This is a genomic window from Amycolatopsis sp. GM8 (assembly GCF_021653975.1).
Taxonomy (GTDB): domain Bacteria; phylum Actinomycetota; class Actinomycetes; order Mycobacteriales; family Pseudonocardiaceae; genus Amycolatopsis_E.
In genome coordinates, this window is the sequence record NZ_JAJKFK010000001.1 from 1,351,212 (window position 1) to 1,372,096 (window position 20,885).

Genomic DNA, 20,885 nt, shown 5'->3' on the forward strand with positions numbered 1-20,885 from the left:
CGCGTAGTTAGCTTCGCCTAACCTAATCCGATGGGCAAGGATCCGCGGGCGGTGGTGCGGCACCTCATGAAGGCCGGCAAGGTCAAGAAGAAGTGCTGCCGGTCGAAGAGCCGCTGCAAGAAGTGCCCGGTGCTCGCGCTGCAGAAGGCAAAGGCCGCCGCTTAGGCGCTCTGCGGCAGCAACTCGTTGAGCAGCCGCAGTTCCGGGGCCGTGCGTGTCGGCGAGAACTGGATCACCTGATGGGTCGCCAGATGCTCGGCGAAGAGCGGATCCATGCACAGGATCGCGTCCAGCTTCGCCCGCGACATGTGCCGCGCGATGATCACCCCGCCGTCCCGCGGGAGCTGGCGGCCGGCGGCGAGGAATTCCCCGGCCTTGAAATGCCTGTCGAGCCACTGGGTGTGGTCGGGCAGCAGATAGTCGACTTCTTCGATGGGCGCCTTATAGGTCAGCAGGACAACGTACATAATTTGACGGTAGACCCGTTTCGGCATGCCGGAGGTCGCGATCCGCGATCGATCGATCACATCGGTTATCGGCCGGTAAAGGATTTCCACATGGGGTAAAGTGCGGGCATGCGCAGCTTCGCAGGACTGTGGTGGCCGCCTTCGGGCGGCTGACCGCTGTGCGCTGACACAGAGACCGAGGCCGCCCCGCGTGGGCGGCCTTCCTTGTGTGCCAAGGTCGTTTACGCGGGCGGCGCGACCGACGAGGACCACGAATGAGACTGTCCGGCATCACTCCATCGGGCCACACCCAGCTCGGCAACCACCTCGGCGCGATCGCGCGCTGGGCCGCCGGGGGCGGGGCCGATGACCTGTATTTCGTCGCCGATCTTCACGCGATGACGACAACGCACAATCCGGCCGCGTTGCGTGCCCGGGCGAGCGAGATGCTCGCCGTCCTGATCGCCGCCGGAATTGCACCGGAACGCGTTTTCGTCCAATCCGATCTCGCCCGCGAGCTCGGTGCGCTGACCTGGGCACTGGAATGCACCTGCAGTTATGGCGAGGCGGCCCGAATGATCCAATTCAAGGAAAAGGCCGGTGGCCGGTCCGGGGTGCGGCTGAGCCTGCTGACGTATCCGGTGCTGATGGCCGCGGACATCCTGTTGCTGGGCGCGGACGAGGTGCCGGTCGGCGAGGACCAGAGCCAGCACGTCGAACTGGCCAGGGCGCTCGCGCGGCGGTTCAACTCGACCTACGGCGAGGTGTTCACGGTGCCCCGCCCGGTGCTGCCGCTGACCGGCGCGCGGGTGCGTGATCTCGCGGACCCGGCGCGGAAGATGTCGAAGTCCACTCGCGACTCGGCCGGGGTCGTGTTCGTGCTCGACGAGCCGGACCTGATCCGCCGGAAGATCCGTCGCGCGGTGACGGACGCGCATTCGGTGCCGGCGTACTCGCCGGACGACCGGCCAGGCGTGTCGAACCTGCTGGAGATCCTGGGCGCCTGCACGGGAGTGACGCCACAGGAGGCCGCGGCCGCGCACACGTCGTACGGGCAATTGAAGGAGGCCGTCGCCGACGCGGTGATCGAAACGCTCCGGCCGATCCGCGAGCGAACACTGTCGCTACTGGCGGATCCGGTGGAGCTGGACCGGGTGCGCAAGGCGGGTGCGACCCGTGCCGCGGAACGCGGCGAGCACCGCCTCAGCTCGGCGCTGCGGCTGATCGGGGCGGGCTAAGGGAGCGTGGTCAACGGGATGCCCGTCGCGGAGGCCGCTCGACGCTGCTGCCGGTCGAACGAGCCGAGGACGACCTCCGCGCCGGGCTCCTCAGCCGCCTTCAACGCCACGGCGACATAACAGGCGTCCGCACCGCGAAGCGGGCCGTGATCCTGGATCAGCCGCACGGCGAGGTCGGCCAGCGACCTGTCCACCATGTGCAGCACGATCCCGTCGAGCATGCTCGCCCAGGTGGTCGACGCGAGCTTCCGCCGGGACCTGGTGAACACGCGGGGATGACTTCGCTGGTGCACGCCGAGCGCGGCCTCGACCTCCGCCGCGATGATGCTCGGCGCGACCCAGGTCACCGCATCGTCGGCCCACCACCGCAGCGCGATATCGGTGCCGTCCTCCTGCAGCATGACTTTCGCCGCGAACGAGGCGTCGGCGACCAGGATCACCGGCGGTTGTCCGCGATGATCTCCGTCGAGTCGTCGCCACCCGCATCGATCGGCTCGACGGCGATGCGCCGGTGCGAGGGCATGATCACCACTCCGGCGTCGGCCAGCGCCCGGAGGGTCGAGTCGTCCGTCTCGGGCACGATCCGCACGTAGGGCTTGCCGTCCTTGGTGATGACGGCCGGTTCTCCGGTACGGACGACCTCGTCGTGGATCGCCGCCATGTCCCGGCGGTATTCCTTCGTGCCGTGCTTCGCCATCGTCAGCCTTTCAACGGTGTACCCTTCAACGAATCTAGTGTACACCCCGCAGCAGCTCCCGCAGTGCGGGAAGCAACTCCAGATCCGCCGGCAGCCACGGCAGGCGGTCCAGCGCCGACGCCGTGATCCACCGAAGTCCCTTGTGCTCCAACGCCTTCGGCCGCGCGGACGGGTCGGTCAGCGCGGCGGCGTACACCCGCAGCACGAGGTTCGCCCGCAGCGGGACGTCGCCGCCGACCCGGTCGCCGACGGTCACCTCGACACCCAGTTCCTCGACGCATTCCCGGCGCAGCGCCTCGGGTTCGGTCTCCCCGGCTTCGACCCGCCCGCCAGGCAGTTCCCACCGCCCGGCCACCTCCGGCGGGTACGCCCGCTGCTGCGCGAGCAGCGCATCGCCCCGGACTATGGCCGCACCGACGATCACTCGCGCCTTCACGAAGCGGAGACGTTACCGGCTCGCCGCCACATCACCTGGAAGCGGGCACCGCCCTCCGGCGACTCGCCCACGGTGACCCGGCCGCCACGCCGCCGCACCGCCTCCGCCACCATCGCCAGCCCCAGCCCGCTGCCGCCGGAGGACCGCGCCCGATCGTCGGAAACCCGGTAGAACCGGTCGAAAACCCGTTCACGGTGCTCCGGCGGCACCCCGGGCCCGTCGTCGTCGACCACCACCCGCACCGTCGAATGCCCGGCCAGCACGGAAACCACGATCTGTGACCGCGCGTACCGGCAGGCGTTGCGCAGCAAGTTGTTCAGCACCAGCTCGACCTCCGCGTGCGCCGCGTACGCCCAGGCCGAGCCGACCACGCCGTTGACCCGCGCCGCGACGGAACCCGGCGGCATGCGCTTCACCGCGGCGCGGGCTTCGGTGACGAGCTCGACCGGTTCCGCCGGCTGCACCTCCCCCGCGTCGGACCGCGCCAGCGTCAGCAACTGGTCCAGCAGCGCCGAAAACCGTTCCGCCTCGGCGAGGATGTCGGCGAGCGTTTCCTGCGCCAGCTCGGGATCCGGGTTCGCGACGGCGACCTCGGCCTGTACCCGGATGGACGCGACGGGTGAGCGCAGCTCGTGCGCGGCGTCGCCGGTGAACCGCCGCAGCCGCTGGCTCACTTCTTCTTGCCGCGCAAGCAAAGCGTTGAAATCGGCGGCGAGGGCGCGCAGCTCGTCGTGCGCCTCGGGCACCGGCAGCCGCTCCCCGGCCGGCAGCGCCCGCAACGACCGGCGCATCCGCCCGACCGGCCGCAGCGCGGTCCGCACGATCAGCCAGGTGGCCGCGGCGGCGACTATCGCGCCGATCAGCGCCGCCCACAGCAGCCAGTGCGAACCCATCCGCACCGCCGAGTTCAACCCGACCAGGCCGGTGCCGGCGGCGACCAGCCGCAGCGAACCGTCCGGCGTCGTGACGACGGAGCCACGCCAGTACATCGTTCCATTGTGGACAGACGTGCCGGACTCGAGCGCCCGGATCTCGCCCGGCCCAAGATGCGCCGGCGGGGGTCCGCCGTCCAGGGGGCCGCCGGCCGTGTCGAGCACGCGCAGGATCACGCCGTCCACGGGCGCGGGCGGGCGGCCCGCCGAAACCGCCGCGGCCGCGGGCCCGAGCGCCTCGCCGAGTTCGTGATCGACCGACGACAGCCGCAGCGGGCCCAGGCCGCGCCCGGCGACCACCGCGAGCGCGACCAGCACCGCCAGCGTCACGATCGCGGCGGGCACGGTGATGCGGAGCCACATCGGCCAGCGCGAGATCACCCCGGGAGGACCTCGTCCAGCTGCGCGTCGGACGCGAGATACCCGTGCCCGCGCACGGTCCGCACCAGCGAACCGGCGCCCACCGCGTCGAGCTTTCGCCGCACGTACCCGACATAGACCTCGACGACGTTGCGCGTCGCCGCCTGCTCGTCACCCCAGACCGCGCGCAGCAGCTCGTCCTTCGTGACGACCGTGCCCGCCCGGCCGACGAGCACCTCCAGCAGCCCGAACTCGCGCGGGCTGAGCGAAACCGGGTCGTCGTGCCAGCGCACCTGCCGCGCCGCCCGGTCCACGACGAGCCCGCCGATCCGCAGGGGCCCGCGCGCCGCGTCCCCCTGCGCACGCCGCAGCACCGCGCGCACCTGCGCGACCAGCACGACGAACGAGAACGGTTTCACGAGGTACCCGTCCGCGCCCAGGTCCAGTCCATCCGCCTGGTCGACCTCGCCGTCCTTCGCCGAAATCATCAGCACCGGCGTGCGGATACCCTCGGCCCGCAGCTGCTGCAGCACGCGGTAGCCGGACAGGCCCGGCAGCATGATGTCCAGCAGCAGCACGTCGAACGACCCGGTCTGCGCCAGCCGCAGGCCCGCCGGCCCGTCCGCGGCGGTGACCACGTCCATGCCCTCCGCGCGCAGCCCGCGATGCAGCGCCTTGCGCACACCCGGCTCGTCGTCCACCACCAGTACCCGAGGCTTCACGCTGCCCAGAATGCACCGTTTTCGCTGGCCGCGCGCCCGTTCTCAGCGCTCTCTCAGCGTCTCAGGGCCATCTCAGGCCCCGGGGAGGAGCGTTCTCGGCGGGGAACGAGCACACTGGTGCTCGCCGACACAGGGAGTGTTTCGATGCAACCGAAGACGAAAGCCATCACGGCGGCCGTCGCGGCCTCCGCGGTCGGGGCCGCGGGGCTCGCCTGGCTGGCGATGCCGGCGAGCGCGGGCGAGGCGCCGCAGCTGCCGTCGATCAGCGCCGAGGAGCTCGTGCAGTCGGTGCTGTCCACCAAGACGCCCGCGCTGGACGGCACGGTTCAGGTGGACAACAACCTGGGGCTGCCGGTGTCCGCGCTGCCCGGGGGTGTCAACGTCAACATCGACGCCGCGCACGTCTACAACGACGGCAACGGCAACAGCAAGCTCACCGTCGAGCAGGGCAGCGCCGACACCACCGTGGTGCGCAACGGAACCACGGTGTGGACGTACAGCTCGAAGGACAACACCGCGAACAAGTCCACGCTGCAGCCGGACATGGCGCAGCAGCCCTCGGACGTCCCGACCGACCCGGCGGCCGCGGCGACGCAGCTGGTGGCGAAGGTCCGCGAGAGCAGCACCGTGAGCGTCGAGGGCACCGCGCGCGTCGCGGGCCGCGCGGCCTACGAGCTGGTCCTGACGCCGAAGCCGACCGAGCACACCGTGCTGCGCGAGGTGCGCGTCGCGGTCGACGCCGAGAAGCGGGTGCCGCTGCGGCTCGCGGTGATGACCTACGGCACCGCCGACCCGGCGCTGCAGGTCGCGTTCAGCGACATCGAGTTCGCCGCGCAGCCGGCGAGCGAGTTCCAGTTCACCCCGCCGCAGGGCGCGAAGGTCACCGAGAAGCAGCCGGACGTGCGTGAGCACGCCGCACCGACGAAGGACGAGCCGAAGATCGTCGGCGACGGCTGGGACACGGTGGTCACCGGGACGTTCTCGCCGGACGCGCTCGCGCCGCAGCAGGGCCACCCGCAGCGGGGCAAGAACGGCCAGTCGATGGACCCGACGGCGCTGCTGCGTCAGTTCGGCAAGCAGGTCAGCGGGCCGTACGGTACCGGTTACCTGATCACCACGAAGGTCGGCAGCGCGCTGATCACCGATGACGGCCGGTTCGCCGCCGGCGCGGTCACCGAGCAGGCGCTGAGTGACGCGCTGAGCGCCAAGTGACCACGTCGTTCGACACCGAGCACGGGGCGGGCGTCACGACGCCCGCCCCGGCTCCGGCACTCGCCGCGCGGACCAGGGGGTTGCGCAAGGTGTACCGGAGCACCGTCGCGGTGGACCAGGTCGATCTGGACGTGCCCGAGGGCGCGGTGCTGGGCATGCTCGGGCCGAACGGGTCCGGCAAGACCACCACGATCCGGATGCTGCTCGGCCTGGTCCGCCCGACGGAAGGCGAGGTGGAACTGCTCGGCAGGCGGATGCCGGAGAACGCGCGGCACGCGCTGCCGGACGTCGGCGCGCTCGTCGAAGGCCCGGGCTTCCACCCGTTCCTGTCCGGCCGGGAGAACCTGCGCCGGCTGGCCGCCGCCGAACCACATCTGTCCACTTCGGACATCCCGCGGGCGGTGGAGAACTCGCTGGAGCGGGTCGGCCTCGCCGGCGCGGCACATCGCCGGTACAAGGGGTACTCGCTCGGCATGAAGCAGCGGCTCGGCCTGGCCGGCGCGCTGCTCGTGCCGCGGCGGATGGTCGTGCTGGACGAGCCGACCAACGGCCTCGACCCGGCGGGTACCCGGGAGATCCGCACCATCATCGCCGAGCTGCACGCCGACGGGGTGACCGTGCTGGTTTCCTCGCATCTGCTCGCCGAGGTCGAGGCGACCTGCACGCACGTGGCCGTGCTGCACGACGGGACGGTGGTCGCGCAGGGCGAGCTGAACGAGCTGCTGGAGTCCGGCAGCCCCGGCGTTGTAGTGTCCACTCCGGACGGTGACAAGGCATTGGAAGCGCTGCGGGAAAACCGGATCCCGGGCAAGCTGGTGCCGGACGGCGTCCGCGCCGATCTCACCACGGCGACCGCGCCACATGTGGTCGAGGCGCTGGTGCGTGCCGGCGTCGCGGTGCACGAGGTCAAGCGCGAGCGTACCGGTCTCGAGGACCTGTTCGCGCGGCTGACCCAGCACGAGACCGAACCCGACAGACTGTCCGAAGTGGACGAGGTGACGCGATGACGACGGCGACCCTGCCCGCGGCGGCACCGAAGCGCACCAGCGTCCCGCTGCCCCGCCTGTACCTGGCGGAGCTGCGCTGGATCTTCCGCCGGCCGCGCACGCTCATCGTGCTCGGGCTGCTCGCCCTGATCCCGGTGATCGTCGCGATCGCACTGGGGGTCGGCCGCTCGACCGACAACGGGCCGGGCAACGGCGGGGACGCGCTGCTGACCAGCGCCACCGCCAACGCGCTGGTCCTGCCGGTCGCCGTGCTGATCGTGACGCTGAACCTGTTGCTGCCACTGACCACCGCGATGTCCGCGGGCGACGCGATCGCCGGCGAACTGTCGCACGGCACGCTGCGCGGGTGGCTGCTCGCGCCGGTGAGCCGCGGCCGCCTGCTGACGGTGAAGGCGCTCGGCGTGGCCACGTTCACGCTCGCCGCCGTGCTGCTGATGGCGGTGGTCGGCCTGCTCGCGGGGCTGGTCATGAACGGCACCGGTTCGCTGTTCACGTTGTCCGGCACCACTTTGTCGTTCGGCGCGGCGCTCGGCCACATCGCGATCGCCGTCGGCTGGGTGACGCTGCAACTGTGGGCGGTCGGCGCGGTCGCGCTGGCGATCTCGGCCTGCACGGAACATCCGATGCTGGTCGTGGTCTCGGTACTGGCGGGCACGATCGTGTCGACGGTGCTGCTCCTGCTGTCGTCCGTGTCGTGGCTGCATCCGTTCCTGCTGCCCAAGTCCTGGGACGCACTCGTCGACGTGCTGCGGGATCCGATGCCGAGTTCGGGGCTCACAGAGGGCGTCATCCGCGCGGTCTGCTACCTGGTGATCGGGCTCGGCCTCGCCTACGCCCGCATCACGACGAAGGACGGCTGACGACCGCCTGCTCGTCGAGTCCGAGCCGGATCTCGTCGCCCGGGTCGAGGTCGGCGTCCACCGGCGCGACCGCGTCCACCGCGGTACCGGCGGTGTGCACCCGCAGCCGGACGTGGTCGCGACGGTGCACTTTGGACACGATCTCACCCGGGATTCCGTTAGCCGCGGGATGTAAGGCCTGCGGCCGCAGGCCGATCCTTATCGGGCCGTCGGGTTCGTCGCGGGCCAGCGTGCCGAGCGGGAAGGTGAGCACGCCGTCCTTGGCATGGCCGTCGAAGAACGTCGTCACACCGAGGAAAGCGGCGGTCTCGTCGTCGGCCGGCCGCCGCCACACCTCGCGCACAGCACCGATCTGACGGATCTCACCGGCGCGCAGCACGGCGACCCGGTCGGCGAACGTGAACGCCTCTTCCTGGTCGTGCGTGACCAGCAACGTGGTGATCTTCGCGCTACGCAACACTTCGGCGAGTTCGACGGCGAGCTGCTCACGGAGCCCGGCGTCCAAACCGGACAGTGGTTCGTCGAGCAGCAGCAACCGCGGTTCGGGGGCGAGTGCCCGCGCGAGCGCGACCCGTTGCGCCTCCCCGCCCGACAGTTCGGTCACCCTGCGTCGCTCGTACCCATTGAGCCCCACCAGATCCAGGAGGCTGCACACCCGCTGGGTTCGTTGCTTCGCGGGCATCCTGCGCATGCGCAAGCCGAACGCGATGTTGCCGGCGACGTCGCGATGCGGGAACAGCTGACCGTCCTGGAACACCAGGCCGAAACCACGTTCGTGCACCGGCACTTCCGCGAGATCCTCGCCGTCCCAGCGAATCTTGCCGCCCGCGAGTGGCTCCAGCCCGGTGATCGCGCGCAGCAGTGTCGACTTGCCGGAGCCGGACGGACCGAGCAGCGCGAGCACCTCACCGTCGGCGATGTCGAGTTCGGCGTTGCGGACCGCCGTGAACGATCCATAGTGGACGGTCAGGTCCTGCACGGAAAGCGCCATCAGAACTCCCCCACCCGGCCGGAGCCGAACCGGTCGATCACGACCACGGCGGCCGCGGTCACCAGCATCAGCAGCGCGCAGGCCGCGTAGGCCATCTGGTTGTTCAGCTCGCCCGGCCGCCCGATGAGCGACGCGATCGCGACCGGCAGCGTCGGAGTCTGGGGCCGGGCAAGGAAACTCGTCGCACCGAACTCACCGAGCGCGACGACGTAACCGAAGCCCGCCGCCGCGACCACGGACCGGATCGCGAGCGGCACGTCGATCTCCCGCCACACCCGCACCGGCCCGGCGCCGAGCGTCGCGGCGGCCTGCCGCAGCCGGTCGTCGATGGAGCGCAGCACCGGCAGCACCATGCGCACGATGAGCGGGATGATCACGAGCGCCTGCGCGAGCGGCACGAGCAGCGGCGAGGTCCGCAGGTCGCCGGGCAACGCGTCGAGCGTGACCAGGTAACCGAAACCGACGGTGACGGCGGAGACGCCGAGCGGCAACATCAGCGCGGTGTCCAGGCCTTCCGCCAGCCCGTGGGAAACCCGGCCGGGCGCGCGACGCAGCGTCACGACGAGCACCGATGCCGTCACGCCGATCACCAAGGCGAGCACGGTGGCGTCGGTCGCCGTGAGCAACGAGTTCACCGCGGCGCCCCACCCGGAGATCTGGAGCGTGCCGTCGTTTCCGGTGCTGGACAACGCCTTGTACCCGGCGAGACTCCAACCGTCCTCAGTGGACACCGAACGGATCAGGAGTGCGACAATCGGCGTCAGCAGCAACGCGACGACGGCGATGGCGGCTGCGACGACCCACCATTCGCCCTTCACCGGACGCCGCGCACTCTCCCGGCGTGCCCGCAGTTTCAGCGCGGTCTCCCGGCGGCGACGCGCGGCCGCCCCAAGCACTAGCACGGCGAGCACCGCGGCGATCTGCACGAGCGACAGTGCGGCGGCGCCCGTGAGGTCGAGGAGGTTCTCGGTGCGCAGGTAGATCTCGGTCTCCAGGGTGCGGAAGCGGCCACCGCCGAGCACCAGGACGACACCGAAGCTGGTGGCGCAGAAGAGGAAAACGACCGCGGCGGCCGACGTGATCGCGGGCAGCAGCGCGGGCAGCGTGACCGAGCGGAACGCCCGCCACCGCGACGCGCCGAGCGCCCTGGCGGCGTCCTCGGCGCGGGAGTCGAGGTGCGACCAGAGCCCGGCGACGGTCCGGGCGACCACCGCGACGTTGAAGAACGCGTTGGCGAGCACGATCGACAGCACCCCGCCGTCCGTCCACAGTGCACGGAACGCGAGCCCCACCACGACCGTCGGCAGCACGAACGGCACCAGCACGAGGGTCCGCAGCACCGCGACTCCGGGCAGCCGCACGCGCGCGAGCACGAAGGCCAGCGGCATCCCGGCGAGCACCGCGAGGAGCGTCGAGCCGGCGGCCTGCGCGACGGTGAACCAGGTGAGCCGCCACGTCTCGCCCTGGGCGAGCGCGGTCAGCACACCGTTGCCGCTGAACCCGCGTTTCAGGATCGCCAGCACCGGCCACGCGAAGAAGACGACCAGGAACCCGAGCGGGACGAGCGCCAGCAGGCCGAGGCCGGCGCGGCTTACTGGCCGAGCAGCGAACGCCATTGGCCGATCCACCGCTCACGCCCGGCCTGCACCTGGTCGCCCGGCAGCGTCGCGGAGTTCGGCGGGAGCGGCGCCGCCTCGGCCCACCCCTTCGGCAGCGCGACACCCTGGCGAGCCGGGTAGACGTACATGTTCTCCGCGACCGTCGTCTGGAACTGTTGCGACAGCAGGAAGTCGATGACCTTCTGCGCCTTCTCCGGCTGCTTGGTGCCGTGCAGCACCCCGGCGTACTCGACCTGGCGGTAACAGGTGTCGAGCAGGGCCTTGGTGCGCGGCTTGCCGTCGTTGCCGATCTCCGCGGCGGGCGAGGACGCGTAGGAGACGACGATCGGCCGCGGGCCCTTGCCGGACGATCCGGAGAAGTCCTGGCTGTAGGCCTCTTCCCAGCCGCTGTCGGCCTTCGCGCCGTTGTCCTTCAGTTTCTGCCAGTAGCCCTGCCAGCCCTGCTCGCCGTACTTCGCGATGGTGCCGAGCAGGAACGCGAGCCCGGGCGACGACGTCGCGGGGTTCTCCACGACGAGCAGGTCCTTGTACTGCGGATCGGTGAGGTCGTCGTAGCTCGCCGGGGCGGGAATGCCCTTCTGCGCGAACCAGTTCGTGTCGATGTTGAGGCACACGTCGCCGACATCGACCGCGGAGAGCCGGTGCTGGGCGTCGGCCAGGTAGCGCTGCGGCCCGCGATCGGCCTCCGGGCTCGTGTAGGCGTCGAAGACGCCCTCGCTGAGCGCCCGCGAGGCGAACGTCGAGTCGACGCCGTACGCCACGTCGCCGATCGGGTTGGCCTTGGTCAGCACGAGCGAGTTGGTGAGCGCACCGGCGTCGCCCTTCTTGAGCACCTCGAGCTTGATGCCGGTCTGCTGCAGGAAGGCGTCGAGCACCTGCTGCGGCGCGGCCCAGGAGTCGTGCGTGACCAGCGTGACCGTGGACGCGGAGTTCGCCGAGCCGCTGCCGACGAGCGTGCAGCCGGTGGTCAGTGCGGCGGTGAGGCCGAGCACGACCGCCGTGCTCCACTTGCCTCTCATGGGCCCTCCTCGCGCTCACCGGCAGGAGGACCCAGGGCCTCCCTGCGCCGGCATGATCCGGATCAGGTGCGAACGGTCGCGGGCCGGCGGCCCGCCTCTCAGCCCGGCCCGCGCCGGACTCCCGTGGCAACCGTGCAGCGTACCCGTCACGATGGAGTGATGGCGAAGCTACTGAACGAGGACGAAATCGTGGCGGCCTTGACCAAGCTGCCGTACTGGAAGCGCGAAGGTGATGTACTGGCGCGCACGGCGGAGCTGGCCAGCTTCCCGCAGGCGATCCAGGTGGTGAACCGGGTCGCGGAGATCGCGGAGAGCGCCGACCACCATCCGGACATCGACATCCGCTGGCGGACGCTGACGTTCCGGCTGAGCACGCACTCCGCGGGCGGGCTCACCGCGAAGGACGTGTCGCTGGCGACCGAGATCGACGGGGTCGTCGACCAGCTGTGATCTCGGCAACCGCGGCAACATGGCGCGGGGCCGGGTGCGTTGCCCTTACGGAGGGAACGCACCATGTCGAAGATCATGATCAGGCTCGCCGGGCTGGTGGCGGTGTTCACGCTGCTGTTCGGCGGGTTCGCACAGGCAGCGGAAAACGGCACGCCGGGCGCCGCGGCGCCGAGGACGGCGCACCCGGAAAGCGCGGCTGAACAGCCGCCGAGCGAAACGCGCGCGATCGTCGTCGGCGGGCTGGCTTTCGTGCTGATGATCGGCGCCGCGGGGGCGGTGGTCTGGTACACAGCGCGAGGCCGGCACTCCATGAAGTGATTTAGGACACAGTGCTGTAACAGGGTTCGAGATCAAGGCGGTTTCACCCCCGGAATCCGCTGCTCCAACCCCAGGGAACGCCATGAACAGGTCCATCCCCGCCCTGTCCGCCGGCCAGCGCGCATGGGTCGCCGGCATCGCCACGACCGTCACACTGCTGATCGTCATCCTGCTCGGGTTCTCGGGCTTCACCGGCTGAGACCCTCACCCCGATCACACATCGGACCCCGCTTTAGGCCATTCGACCCAAAGCGGGGTCTTTTGTTCGCCTGTTGATCTGTGCCGCTTCTCACCGAACTAGTGACTTCACCCCATTCGATTCGTAACGTGACGTCGGTTCCTCCAATAACGAGGCGGTCACAGAACAATTACTGTCAGTATCAAGAATGGTGCTTCACAATGGTGGGTCGACATAGGTCAAGATCGCGATTGCGCATTCTTCCGGTCGTTATCGCGCTCGGGGCGGCGTTTCTCCTGGGGTTCACGATCTGGATCGCGGGAGGTCCGTTGCAGCGTGACGCACCGAGCCTGGCCGCGGCCGAACTGAAGGCTCCCCCGCCGCCCACGACCTCGTTGTCGACCAGCAGCACGATACCCCCGCCGCCCCCACCACCGCCGTCTTCGCCGTCCACGACGACCCCTCGGTCGACCAGCGTGTCGCCGAAGACCAGCACAAAACCGCCGGCCACAAAGCCGCCGACCACATCGGCGTCGGCGACGGCCGCAGGACGCGCATGCTCAACCGTGCTGGCCGGGGCACAGCCTGCCGCCGCCCAGGCGGGCAACTACCTGAAGGCCATGTTCGGCGTCGACACGATCTTCGGCCGCGCGGCTCGCGGCGGCGAAAGCGATCACCCGAACGGTCTCGCCCTGGATTTCATGGTGGACACCGCGACCGGAAACCGCCTGGCGGATTACGTCCTCGCGAACCAGTCTCGGCTAGGCGTGAAATACGTGATCTGGCGGCAGCGCTATAACGACGGCAGCGGCTGGTCGGCAATGGAAGACCGCGGCAGCACGACCGCGAACCATTACGACCACGTGCACGTCTCATTCCTCTCCGGCGCGAAGGTCTCCGTGACCTGTTGAGCCCGTGGCCCGCCGCCACCATCCCCGGCGGTGGGTCACGATTCAGACGTTGAAGCGGAACTCGACCACGTCACCGTCGGCCATGACGTAGTCCTTGCCCTCCATCCGGACCTTGCCCGCGGCGCGGGCGGAGGCCATCGAACCGGCCTCCAAGAGGTCGTCGAAGGAGACCACCTCGGCCTTGATGAACCCGCGTTCGAAGTCGGTGTGGATCACGCCGGCGGCCTGCGGTGCGGTCGCGCCCTTCGGGATCGTCCACGCGCGAGCCTCCTTCGGGCCCGCGGTGAGGTAAGTCTGCAGGCCGAGGGTGTGGAACCCGGCGCGGGCCAGCGCGGCCAGCCCCGGCTCGGGCTGGCCGACGGACTCCAGCAGCTCGCGGACGGACTCCTCGTCGTCCAGCTCCAGCAGCTCGGCCTCGATCTTGGCGTCGAGGAACACCGCGTCCGCGGGCGCGACCAGCTTGGCCAGCTCCGCACGCTGGGTGTCATCGGTGAGCACGCCCTCGTCGGCGTTGAACACGTACAGGAAGGGCTTGGTGGTCAGCAGGCTCAGCTCGCGCAGGAGGCTGCCGTCGACCTCCTTCTGCGCGGAGAAGAGCGTGCGGCCGCTGTCGAGGATCTCCTTGGCCTGCTGCGCCGCCTCCAGCGTGGGCCGGTTCTCTTTCTTGGTGCGCGCCTCTTTCTCCAGGCGCGGCAGGGCCTTCTCCAGCGTCTGCAGGTCCGCGAGGATCAGCTCGGTGTTGATCGTCTCGACGTCGGACGACGGGTCCACGCGGCCGTCGACGTGCACCACGTCGGGGTCGTCGAAGACGCGGATGACCTGGCAGATCGCGTTCGCCTCGCGGATGTTCGCGAGGAACTTGTTGCCGAGCCCGGCGCCCTCGGACGCGCCCTTCACGATGCCCGCGATGTCCACAAAGGACACCACGGCCGGCACGGTCCGCTCGGAGTGGAACACCTCGGCGAGCTTGTCCAGCCGGCCGTCGGGCAGCGGCACCACCCCGACGTTGGGCTCGATCGTGGCGAACGGGTAGTTCGCGGCGAGCACGTCGTTGCGGGTAAGTGCGTTGAACAGGGTGGACTTGCCGACGTTGGGCAGTCCGACGATGCCGAGGGTGAGGCTCACGAACGAACAGTCTAGTTTGCGCCACGCGGACGCCCCGGCCGCCGGTTGTGCCGGACCATCGCCGGCGAAGGTGCCACCTGGTGACCGCCGGCCGAGCCCGCGACCAGCTCGATCATCGCCGTGTCGGATTCCCGCCAGTCAGGCGTCTGACCTGCTGGCAGGATCGGAGGCATGACAGCCGTAGCCACCCCCGCCGGACAGGCGCTCTGGCGAGACGCGGAGAGCTGCTACCGCGCGGTCGCGTCCCGCGACGCCCGCTTCGACGGGCAGTTCATCGTGGCCGTCAAGACCACCGGCATCTACTGCCGTCCTTCCTGCCCCGCGCTCACCCCGAAGGCCGCCAACGTGCGGTTCTACCCGACCTCGGCCGCCGCCCAGTCCAGCGGTTTCCGCGCGTGCCGCAGATGCCTGCCGGACGCGGTGCCCGGCTCGCCGGAGTGGAACCTTCGCGCCGATCTCGCCGCCCGCGCGATGCGCCTGATCGCCGACGGGGTCGTCGAACGTGAAGGCGTGCCTGGCCTGGCGCACCGCCTGGGCTACTCGGAGCGCCAGCTCGGCCGCGTCCTCACGGCAGAGCTGGGCGCGGGCCCGCTGGCGCTGGCCCGTGCCCATCGCGCCCACTCCGCGCGCCTGCTGATCGAGTTGTCCGAGCTGCCGCTCGCCGACGTCGCGTTCGCCGCCGGGTTCGCGAGCGTCCGCCAGTTCAACGACACCATCCGCGAAGTCTTCGCCCGCACCCCGTCGCAGCTGCGCGCATCTGCGACAGCGTCACGAGGCCGCCCGGACGACGCGCACGCCGACGAGACGACCGGCACCAGGCTGAGCCTGCGCCTGCCGTATCGCCAGCCGTTCGACCACAACGGCATATTCGGTTTTCTCGCGGCCCGCGCGGTGCCGGGCGTCGAGTGGGCCAGCGACGGCGGCTACGGTCGCACGCTGCGCCTGCCCCACGGGCCGGGCAGCATCGCGCTCACCCCGCAGGACGGCCACATCCGCTGCGAGCTGCACCTCGCGGATGTGCGCGACCTCGGCAGCGCTGTCGCGCGGACCCGCCGCCTGCTCGACCTCGACGCCGACCCCGAGGCAGTCCAGCGCGTGCTCGCCGCCGACGCCGCCCTGGCCCCGGCCGTCGCCGCGGCACCGGGCATCCGGGTACCCGGCGCCGTCGACGGCCCGGAGCTCCTGCTGCGCGCGATACTCGGCCAGCAGGTGTCGGTCGCCGCAGCACGGACGGCAGCCGGCCGGCTTGCCGAAGCGCTCGGCGAGCAGCTCCCCTGGGGCACGCTGTTCCCCACGCCCGAAGCCGTCACCGACCGGGGCCGCGAGGTCCTGCGCGGACCGAAGCGGCGGATCGAGGCGATCTGCGCCGCCGCCGAGGCGCTCGCCACAGGCGCCGTCGAGGTGCACGTCGGCCGCGACGCCGACCAGCTCCGCGCGGAACTGCTCGCCCTGCCCGGCATCGGGCCGTGGACCGCCGACTACGTGGTCATGCGCGTGCTCGGCGCCCCGGACCTGCTCCTCACCGACGACCTGGTGGTCCGCAAGGGAGCGGCGGCCCTGGGCATCGCGGATCTCACCGAACACTCCCAGGCCTGGCGACCCTGGCGCAGCTACGCCGGCATGTACCTGTGGCGCAGCGCCTGAACCCCGTCCGAGACCATCCGAAGGAGATTCCCATGAGCATCGCCCACTGGTCCACAATGGACACACCCATCGGCCCCTTCACGACCATCGTCGCGTCCGACGGCGCCGTCCTGGCGTCCGGCTGGACCGCCGACCTCGACGCGCTCACCCCGCAGATCTCGCGCTCGCTCAAACCGGGCGAGCTGCGCGAGAAGCGGGACCTGGGCGCGGTCAGCACCGCGGTCCGCCGTTATCACCGGCGCGAGCTGGACGCCATCGACGACATCCCGGTCCGGCAACGCTCGGGCGAGTTCCTGCAGCACGCCTGGGACGTCCTGCGGACGGTTCCGGCAGGCAAACCCGTGACCTACACCGACTACGCCGAACTCGCGGGCCGGCCCGCGGCCGTCCGGGCGGCCGCGTCCGCCTGTGCTCGCAATGCGGCGGCGCTGTTCGTGCCCTGTCATCGGGTGCTGCGCATCGGCGGCGCGATGGGCGGCTTCCGCTGGGGTGTCGACGTCAAGCGCTGGCTGCTCGACCACGAGTCACCCGAGCTGCGTTAACTCACATCTGCACCTCCAATGTCGATCCGGCACGCGCCTTGCGCACCCGCAACCGGGTGGGGATGCGCTGGCGCAGCTCCTCGACATGGGAGACGAGGCCGACGACCCGTCCCCCGGCGCGGAGTTCGTCGAGGATGTCCATGACGACGTCGAGGGTTTCGGCGTCCAGCGTGCCGAAACCCTCGTCGACGAACAGGGTGTCCAGCAGCGCGCCGCCGGTCTCGGCGGCGACCACGTCCGCGAGGCCGAGCGCCAAGGCGAGCGACGCGAGGAAGGACTCGCCGCCGGACAAGGTCTTCGCGGGCCGGACGGTGCCCGAGTAGTCGTCGAGCACGTCTAGCGCAAGGCCGCCCTTCGTGCCGTGCGCACCGGCCCGGTCGGAGTGCACGAACGAGTAGCGGCCCTGGCTCATCGCCTGCAGCCGGGTGCTCGCTGCCAGCGCGACTTCTTCGAGCCGGGCCGCGAGAACGTAGGAGCGCAAGGACATCCGGCGTGCGTTCTGCCCTCGCCCGTTGACCACGTCGGTCAGGGCGTCGAGTTCCTTGAACTCCTCTTCCAGCGGCCGGATCGCCTCGGTCGCCGAAGACAGCCGGGCGGCCAGCGTTTCCAGGTCGTTCGCGCGCTTGCCGGCCGCGCGCAGTCCGACGAGCGCGGTCTCAGCGGCCTCGCGGGCTGCCCGGGCCGCGATCACCGCCGACTCGACGTCCACCACGTCATCGGGTGCGACACCGGCGAGTTCGGGCTCCGCCAGCACAGCTCGTGCCGCGGCCTCCTCCGCCGCGGCCTGGGCGAGCCGTTTGTCCAGCCGTGCCACGGTTTCCTCCGGCCGGGTGGCCGCGCGCACCTCGCCGACGGTCGTGAACCCCGCCCTCGCCAGGCTTTCGCCCAGTTCCTCCCGGCGCTGCTCCAGTTGCCGCTGCGCGGTCACGCGGTCCGTTCGTGCTTCGATGAGTGCGTCGAGCGCCCGCACGACCCGGCTCAGCTGTGCCCGGCGAGCGGCGACGTCGGGATGCTCGCCGCGAGCCTCGTCGAGCCGTCGCTCCCGTTCTTTGACCTGATCCAGCAACGTCCCACGGCGCGCATCGGCTGCTGCGGCCGCCTGTTCGGCGGCGCGCAGCTTCTCCGTCAGCGACTTCGCCTCAGCCTCGGCGGACCGGGCTTCGCTCGCCAGCTGTGCCCGGCGCTTGGCCTGGCCTTCGAGGCCGGCCAGCTCATGGCGAACCTGCCGCAGCTCTTCGTTCAGTTCTTCGCTGTTCCGGCCACGCAAACGTTCGCGGAGCGCAGCAAGCTTGGTCTCGGCCTCGTGCTTCGCCGTCTCGGCCGCGCTGCGGGCACGCTCCGCCCGCCGCTCGGCCAGCTCCGCCTCGGCCTCTTGCTCGCGATCCACCGAACCGGCCGCGGGACGAGCGGGCGCCGGATGTTCAGCGGCTCCGCACACGGGACAGGACGCGCCGTCGACCAGCACTGCGGCCAGCTCGGCAGCCATCCCGTCGAGCCGCAGCTCACGCAGCTTCAACCGGTGCTCACGTGCTTCCTGATGCTGGTCGGTCACCGCCCGGACGCGCTCCCCGGCCTCGGTCACCGCCCGCATCGCACCGGGCAATCCGGCCGCATCCTGGACCGCGAGAGCGACCTCCGACTGCCTGGCTCGCACCGCTTCGAGCTGCACGGCCGCGGCGTTCGCGGCGTCGAGTTGCTGCCGCAACTCCTCCACTCGTTGCGGGATGCCGTCCAGTTTTTCGGTCAGTACCAGGGCGTTCGTGCGTGCGTCCTCGGCCTTCTCGGCGAGCGATTCGATTTCCCTCCGGTCGCGCGCCTGCTGTTCGGCTTCGGCCACCAGTCCGGCGAGTGCACCGGCTTCCTCGCGTAGCTTGCCCGCGAGGCGACGGAGCTCAGCGACGTCCGCCTCGGTGCCCGACTGCCCGGTGGCGGCGACCTCGCGGGCACGTAACTGTTCTGCGGCAACAGCTTCCTCGAGGCGGGCCGCAGTTCGCTCCGCGTGGGTCACCGCTCCCACAACACCGGCGGCACGCCGAGCCGCGGCGATCTCGTCGGCCCACCCCCGCCGCTCGGTCGCCTGTTCGTCCAAAAGCGACAGACGGCGATGAGCCGAACGGAGCCGATGCACCCGCTCCGCGGCCGTGCGCCGTTCGGTCAGCACATTCGCGGCGGTGTCCGAAGCGGACCGTGCCCGTTCCTCCGCCGACTCTGCCGTGACCACGGCTTCGGACGCGTTCTGGCGCACCGCCGCGACCCAGTCGGCAAGGCCTTCCTCGGGCGCATTCTCGCCGGCGACCTGCCCGAACCGGGCCACCCACTCCCGCACATCCTGCCGCCCCTGATCGAGCTCGCGCCTCTTCTCGACGCGCAGGTCCCGAAACCATGCCTCGACATCCGCGAACCGCTTGGTACCGAACAACTTCTCGAGCAGCTTCTCCCGCTCGTCGGTCTCGGCACGCAGAAAACGCGCGAACTCCCCCTGCGGCAACAGCACGACCTGGAAGAACTGCGCGGCACTCATCCCGAGCAGCCCTTCCACCGTGCGGCCGACCTCGTCGATCCGCGTCAGGCCTTCCGCCGGATGCCCTTCGGGAGCGCCACCGAGCCAGACGAGCGAAGCCCGGGCCTGCTGCTTGGTGGTGCCGTCACCGCGGCGTTTCGGCCGCTGATATTCGGGGCTACGGGCCAGCCGCAGCCGCTGACCCTGCACGGTCAGTTCGAGCACGACCTCGGTCACGTCATCCGGCTCGGCGAAATCGCAACGCAGCCGTTTGACCTCGCCGCGAGCGCCGGGCACGACCCCGAACAGCGCGAACGCGACCGCGTCGAGCAGCGTCGTCTTGCCCGCGCCGGTGTCACCGTGCAGGAGGAACAAACCGTCGGAACCGAGCGCGTCGAAGTCGACGATCTCCCGATTTCGATAAGGACCGAACGCGGCCACTTCCAGGTGATGCAGCCTCATTCCTCACCCTTTCCGGCGATTTCCAGAGCCGTGCGCAACAATGTCGCTTCGCGGTCGTTCGGCGGCGCACCACGGCAGGCGTCCAGGAAGTTCCGCGCGATTTCGCTGTCCGGCCGGCCGCGCACCGCCTCCGCGTACCGCATCGCCGCCGTCGTCTTGCCGTTCTCCGGCTGCCATTCCAGATGCACGGCATACGGGAACCGTTCGCGCAGCCGGCGCATCGCGTCGACCGGGCGCACCGAATCCGTGAGGGTGACCGAGAGATAGCAGTCGATCAGGTCCGCGTGTTCGCCGGCGCCGAGCAACCCGTCGATGTTCCCGGTCAGTTTCGCGAGTTTGCGCGGCACCGGCAACTCGTGCCGGCGCACCTCGGCGAGCCCGTCCGCGCCGAAATCGACCAGCCAGACCGATTTCCGTTGCCGGGCCTCGGAAAACGAGTAGGCCAGCGGGCTTCCCGAGTAGCGCAGATGATCCGCGAGTGTCTGCGGGCCGTGCAGATGCCCCAGCGCCACGTAGTCCACGCCGCCGAAGACGTCACCACCGACCTGGTCGACACCGCCGACCGCGATCGTACGTTCCGAATCCGTGCCCTGCCCGCCCGTCACGAACGCGTGCGCGAGCACGACCGAGCGGGTGCCGGGCGCGCGGCCGGCCAGATCGGCCCGGATCCGGTGCATCGCCTCGCTGAGAACTCCGTTGTGCCCCTTGACATCCGGCACACCGAGCGCCTGCCGCGCCGGCTCCGGCTCGAGATACGGGATGCCGTAGATCGCGACCGGGCCGTGCTCGTCCTCGAGCAGCACGGGCTCGGCGATCCGGTCGACCGCGGTGCGCAGGTGCAACCCGCCGGCGGCCGCGAAATCGCCGAAAACCCCAAGGCGTGGCGCCGAATCGTGGTTCCCCGACGTGAGCACGAGCTGCGCTCCCGCGGCCCGGATCCGCGCCATGGCACGGTTTGCGACCTGCACGGCTTCGGCCGAGGGCACCGCGCGGTCGTAGATGTCCCCGGCCACCAGCACGACGTCGACCGCCTCGGCGGCGACGACGTCCGCGAGGTGGCCGAGTACGGCGGCCTGCTCGGCGAGCAGGTCCGCACCGTGGAAAGTGCGTCCGACATGCCAATCGGAGGTGTGCAGGAATCTCACAGGGCCCAAGTTAAGGCCGACCCCCGACAGAAACGTGGAGACATGCCGCAGCGATTCACCCGAACGTGTGT

General features: G+C 70.5%; 23 protein-coding genes and 1 riboswitch. Of the genes, 10 read left to right on the plus strand and 13 right to left on the minus strand.

The window, feature by feature from the left end; all coding sequences use genetic code 11:
• Nucleotides 1-30 precede the first annotated feature (30 nt).
• Entirely contained in the window at nucleotides 31-165 is a 135-nt protein-coding gene (locus tag LOZ83_RS39705) for a hypothetical protein (RefSeq protein ID WP_255823102.1), read from the plus strand.
• Here LOZ83_RS39705 and LOZ83_RS06425 read toward each other — a convergent pair.
• Nucleotides 162-467, minus strand: coding sequence for a YciI family protein (locus LOZ83_RS06425; protein ID WP_236789245.1), 306 nt, complete (start codon nucleotides 465-467; stop codon nucleotides 162-164). The genes LOZ83_RS39705 and LOZ83_RS06425 overlap by 4 nt on opposite strands.
• Before the next feature lie 254 nt (nucleotides 468-721).
• Between LOZ83_RS06425 and trpS the strand changes: the two genes are divergently transcribed.
• Nucleotides 722-1,684 (plus strand): tryptophan--tRNA ligase, encoded by a 963-nt coding sequence (gene trpS, locus LOZ83_RS06430; RefSeq protein ID WP_236789246.1) that lies wholly within the window; start codon nucleotides 722-724, stop codon nucleotides 1,682-1,684.
• Here the strand turns inward: trpS and LOZ83_RS06435 are convergent.
• Genes LOZ83_RS06435 through LOZ83_RS06455 form a run of 5 tightly spaced genes read right to left on the minus strand, consistent with a single transcriptional unit; the run spans nucleotide 1,681 to nucleotide 4,831 of the window.
• A complete protein-coding gene (locus LOZ83_RS06435) occupies nucleotides 1,681-2,124 on the minus strand; it encodes a type II toxin-antitoxin system VapC family toxin (protein ID WP_236789247.1) in 444 nt (147 codons plus the stop codon). The genes trpS and LOZ83_RS06435 overlap by 4 nt on opposite strands.
• Nucleotides 2,121-2,381: a type II toxin-antitoxin system Phd/YefM family antitoxin gene (locus LOZ83_RS06440; RefSeq protein WP_236789248.1), complete on the minus strand. Its 261-nt coding sequence runs from the start codon at nucleotides 2,379-2,381 to the stop codon at nucleotides 2,121-2,123. The genes LOZ83_RS06435 and LOZ83_RS06440 overlap by 4 nt, the downstream gene beginning before the upstream one ends.
• 34 nt (nucleotides 2,382-2,415) lie before the next feature.
• Entirely contained in the window at nucleotides 2,416-2,817 is a 402-nt protein-coding gene (locus LOZ83_RS06445) for a (deoxy)nucleoside triphosphate pyrophosphohydrolase (protein WP_236789249.1), read from the minus strand.
• Nucleotides 2,814-4,112, minus strand: a complete 1,299-nt coding sequence (locus tag LOZ83_RS06450) for a cell wall metabolism sensor histidine kinase WalK (RefSeq protein ID WP_236789466.1) — start codon at nucleotides 4,110-4,112, stop codon at nucleotides 2,814-2,816. The genes LOZ83_RS06445 and LOZ83_RS06450 overlap by 4 nt, the downstream gene beginning before the upstream one ends.
• A gap of 14 nt (nucleotides 4,113-4,126) precedes the next feature.
• Nucleotides 4,127-4,831, minus strand: a complete 705-nt coding sequence (locus tag LOZ83_RS06455) for a response regulator transcription factor (RefSeq protein WP_236789250.1) — start codon at nucleotides 4,829-4,831, stop codon at nucleotides 4,127-4,129.
• A 144-nt stretch (nucleotides 4,832-4,975) separates the two neighbouring features.
• Here LOZ83_RS06455 and LOZ83_RS06460 point away from each other — a divergent pair, with 144 nt between their 5' ends.
• Genes LOZ83_RS06460 through LOZ83_RS06470 form a run of 3 tightly spaced genes read left to right on the plus strand, consistent with a single transcriptional unit; the run spans nucleotide 4,976 to nucleotide 7,910 of the window.
• Nucleotides 4,976-6,043 (plus strand): sigma-E factor regulatory protein RseB domain-containing protein, encoded by a 1,068-nt coding sequence (locus LOZ83_RS06460; RefSeq protein WP_236789251.1) that lies wholly within the window; start codon nucleotides 4,976-4,978, stop codon nucleotides 6,041-6,043.
• Complete coding sequence (locus tag LOZ83_RS06465; RefSeq protein WP_236789252.1) at nucleotides 6,040-7,050, plus strand: ABC transporter ATP-binding protein; 1,011 nt, start codon at nucleotides 6,040-6,042, stop codon at nucleotides 7,048-7,050. Before LOZ83_RS06460 ends, LOZ83_RS06465 begins: the two co-directional genes overlap by 4 nt.
• Nucleotides 7,047-7,910 carry an ABC transporter permease gene (locus tag LOZ83_RS06470; protein ID WP_236789253.1) on the plus strand — a complete coding sequence of 288 codons (864 nt, stop codon included), beginning with the start codon at nucleotides 7,047-7,049 and terminating at the stop codon, nucleotides 7,908-7,910. Before LOZ83_RS06465 ends, LOZ83_RS06470 begins: the two co-directional genes overlap by 4 nt.
• On the opposite strand, the gene LOZ83_RS06475 is transcribed toward LOZ83_RS06470, so the two are convergent.
• Genes LOZ83_RS06475 through LOZ83_RS06485 form a run of 3 tightly spaced genes read right to left on the minus strand, consistent with a single transcriptional unit; the run spans nucleotide 7,891 to nucleotide 11,539 of the window.
• Nucleotides 7,891-8,901 (minus strand): ABC transporter ATP-binding protein, encoded by a 1,011-nt coding sequence (locus LOZ83_RS06475; protein WP_236789254.1) that lies wholly within the window; start codon nucleotides 8,899-8,901, stop codon nucleotides 7,891-7,893. The two genes, LOZ83_RS06470 and LOZ83_RS06475, sit on opposite strands and share 20 nt — an antisense overlap.
• Nucleotides 8,901-10,517 (minus strand): iron ABC transporter permease, encoded by a 1,617-nt coding sequence (locus tag LOZ83_RS06480; RefSeq protein WP_236789255.1) that lies wholly within the window; start codon nucleotides 10,515-10,517, stop codon nucleotides 8,901-8,903. Before LOZ83_RS06480 ends, LOZ83_RS06475 begins: the two co-directional genes overlap by 1 nt.
• On the minus strand, nucleotides 10,493-11,539 hold the full coding sequence (locus LOZ83_RS06485) for a thiamine ABC transporter substrate binding subunit (protein ID WP_236789256.1): 1,047 nt from the start codon (nucleotides 11,537-11,539) through the stop codon (nucleotides 10,493-10,495). Before LOZ83_RS06485 ends, LOZ83_RS06480 begins: the two co-directional genes overlap by 25 nt.
• A 22-nt stretch (nucleotides 11,540-11,561) precedes the next feature.
• A riboswitch (TPP riboswitch) is annotated at nucleotides 11,562-11,674 on the minus strand.
• A gap of 24 nt (nucleotides 11,675-11,698) precedes the next feature.
• Between LOZ83_RS06485 and LOZ83_RS06490 the strand changes: the two genes are divergently transcribed.
• Both LOZ83_RS06490 and LOZ83_RS06495 read left to right on the plus strand, forming a co-directional pair.
• On the plus strand, nucleotides 11,699-11,989 hold the full coding sequence (locus LOZ83_RS06490; RefSeq protein WP_236789257.1) for a 4a-hydroxytetrahydrobiopterin dehydratase: 291 nt from the start codon (nucleotides 11,699-11,701) through the stop codon (nucleotides 11,987-11,989).
• A gap of 63 nt (nucleotides 11,990-12,052) precedes the next feature.
• Complete coding sequence (locus LOZ83_RS06495; RefSeq protein WP_236789258.1) at nucleotides 12,053-12,307, plus strand: hypothetical protein; 255 nt, start codon at nucleotides 12,053-12,055, stop codon at nucleotides 12,305-12,307.
• 380 nt (nucleotides 12,308-12,687) lie between these two features.
• Here the strand turns inward: LOZ83_RS06495 and LOZ83_RS06500 are convergent, their stop codons facing one another.
• On the minus strand, nucleotides 12,688-13,092 hold the full coding sequence (locus LOZ83_RS06500) for a hypothetical protein (protein ID WP_236789259.1): 405 nt from the start codon (nucleotides 13,090-13,092) through the stop codon (nucleotides 12,688-12,690).
• A gap of 13 nt (nucleotides 13,093-13,105) precedes the next feature.
• Here LOZ83_RS06500 and LOZ83_RS06505 point away from each other — a divergent pair, with 13 nt between their 5' ends.
• Nucleotides 13,106-13,396, plus strand: coding sequence for a hypothetical protein (locus tag LOZ83_RS06505; protein WP_236789260.1), 291 nt, complete (start codon nucleotides 13,106-13,108; stop codon nucleotides 13,394-13,396).
• 42 nt (nucleotides 13,397-13,438) lie between these two features.
• On the opposite strand, the gene ychF is transcribed toward LOZ83_RS06505, so the two are convergent.
• Nucleotides 13,439-14,521 (minus strand): redox-regulated ATPase YchF, encoded by a 1,083-nt coding sequence (gene ychF / locus LOZ83_RS06510; protein ID WP_236789261.1) that lies wholly within the window; start codon nucleotides 14,519-14,521, stop codon nucleotides 13,439-13,441.
• A gap of 171 nt (nucleotides 14,522-14,692) precedes the next feature.
• On the opposite strand from ychF, the gene LOZ83_RS06515 reads away from it, so the two are divergent.
• Together LOZ83_RS06515 and LOZ83_RS06520 are read left to right on the plus strand one after the other, a co-directional pair.
• Nucleotides 14,693-16,165 (plus strand): DNA-3-methyladenine glycosylase 2 family protein, encoded by a 1,473-nt coding sequence (locus tag LOZ83_RS06515; protein ID WP_236789262.1) that lies wholly within the window; start codon nucleotides 14,693-14,695, stop codon nucleotides 16,163-16,165.
• Nucleotides 16,166-16,197: 32 nt separating this feature from the next.
• A complete protein-coding gene (locus LOZ83_RS06520) occupies nucleotides 16,198-16,707 on the plus strand; it encodes a methylated-DNA--[protein]-cysteine S-methyltransferase (protein WP_236789263.1) in 510 nt (169 codons plus the stop codon).
• A 1-nt stretch (nucleotide 16,708) separates the two neighbouring features.
• Here the strand turns inward: LOZ83_RS06520 and LOZ83_RS06525 are convergent, their stop codons facing one another.
• Together LOZ83_RS06525 and LOZ83_RS06530 are read right to left on the minus strand one after the other, a co-directional pair.
• Complete coding sequence (locus tag LOZ83_RS06525) at nucleotides 16,709-19,669, minus strand: AAA family ATPase (protein WP_236789264.1); 2,961 nt, start codon at nucleotides 19,667-19,669, stop codon at nucleotides 16,709-16,711.
• On the minus strand, nucleotides 19,666-20,814 hold the full coding sequence (locus LOZ83_RS06530) for an exonuclease SbcCD subunit D (protein WP_236789265.1): 1,149 nt from the start codon (nucleotides 20,812-20,814) through the stop codon (nucleotides 19,666-19,668). Before LOZ83_RS06530 ends, LOZ83_RS06525 begins: the two co-directional genes overlap by 4 nt.
• Nucleotides 20,815-20,885 lie beyond the last annotated feature (71 nt).

What these genes read in the sequence shown, in the direction of transcription:
- trpS (WP_236789246.1), top strand. Translation starts at nt 722, where the DNA reads ATGAGACTGTCCGGCATCACTCCATCGGGCCACACCCAGCTCGGCAAC.
- LOZ83_RS06450 (WP_236789466.1), bottom strand. Translation starts at nt 4,112, where the DNA reads ATGTGGCTCCGCATCACCGTGCCCGCCGCGATCGTGACGCTGGCGGTG.
- LOZ83_RS06490 (WP_236789257.1), top strand. Translation starts at nt 11,699, where the DNA reads ATGGCGAAGCTACTGAACGAGGACGAAATCGTGGCGGCCTTGACCAAG.
- LOZ83_RS06525 (WP_236789264.1), bottom strand. Translation starts at nt 19,669, where the DNA reads ATGAGGCTGCATCACCTGGAAGTGGCCGCGTTCGGTCCTTATCGAAAT.
- LOZ83_RS06505 (WP_236789260.1), top strand. Translation starts at nt 13,106, where the DNA reads ATGTTCGGCGTCGACACGATCTTCGGCCGCGCGGCTCGCGGCGGCGAA.
- LOZ83_RS06515 (WP_236789262.1), top strand. Translation starts at nt 14,693, where the DNA reads ATGACAGCCGTAGCCACCCCCGCCGGACAGGCGCTCTGGCGAGACGCG.
- LOZ83_RS06460 (WP_236789251.1), top strand. Translation starts at nt 4,976, where the DNA reads ATGCAACCGAAGACGAAAGCCATCACGGCGGCCGTCGCGGCCTCCGCG.
- LOZ83_RS06440 (WP_236789248.1), bottom strand. Translation starts at nt 2,381, where the DNA reads ATGGCGAAGCACGGCACGAAGGAATACCGCCGGGACATGGCGGCGATC.
- LOZ83_RS06480 (WP_236789255.1), bottom strand. Translation starts at nt 10,517, where the DNA reads ATGGCGTTCGCTGCTCGGCCAGTAAGCCGCGCCGGCCTCGGCCTGCTG.
- LOZ83_RS06470 (WP_236789253.1), top strand. Translation starts at nt 7,047, where the DNA reads ATGACGACGGCGACCCTGCCCGCGGCGGCACCGAAGCGCACCAGCGTC.
- LOZ83_RS06495 (WP_236789258.1), top strand. Translation starts at nt 12,053, where the DNA reads ATGTCGAAGATCATGATCAGGCTCGCCGGGCTGGTGGCGGTGTTCACG.
- LOZ83_RS06520 (WP_236789263.1), top strand. Translation starts at nt 16,198, where the DNA reads ATGAGCATCGCCCACTGGTCCACAATGGACACACCCATCGGCCCCTTC.
- LOZ83_RS39705 (WP_255823102.1), top strand. Translation starts at nt 31, where the DNA reads ATGGGCAAGGATCCGCGGGCGGTGGTGCGGCACCTCATGAAGGCCGGC.
- LOZ83_RS06425 (WP_236789245.1), bottom strand. Translation starts at nt 467, where the DNA reads ATGTACGTTGTCCTGCTGACCTATAAGGCGCCCATCGAAGAAGTCGAC.
- LOZ83_RS06475 (WP_236789254.1), bottom strand. Translation starts at nt 8,901, where the DNA reads ATGGCGCTTTCCGTGCAGGACCTGACCGTCCACTATGGATCGTTCACG.
- LOZ83_RS06485 (WP_236789256.1), bottom strand. Translation starts at nt 11,539, where the DNA reads ATGAGAGGCAAGTGGAGCACGGCGGTCGTGCTCGGCCTCACCGCCGCA.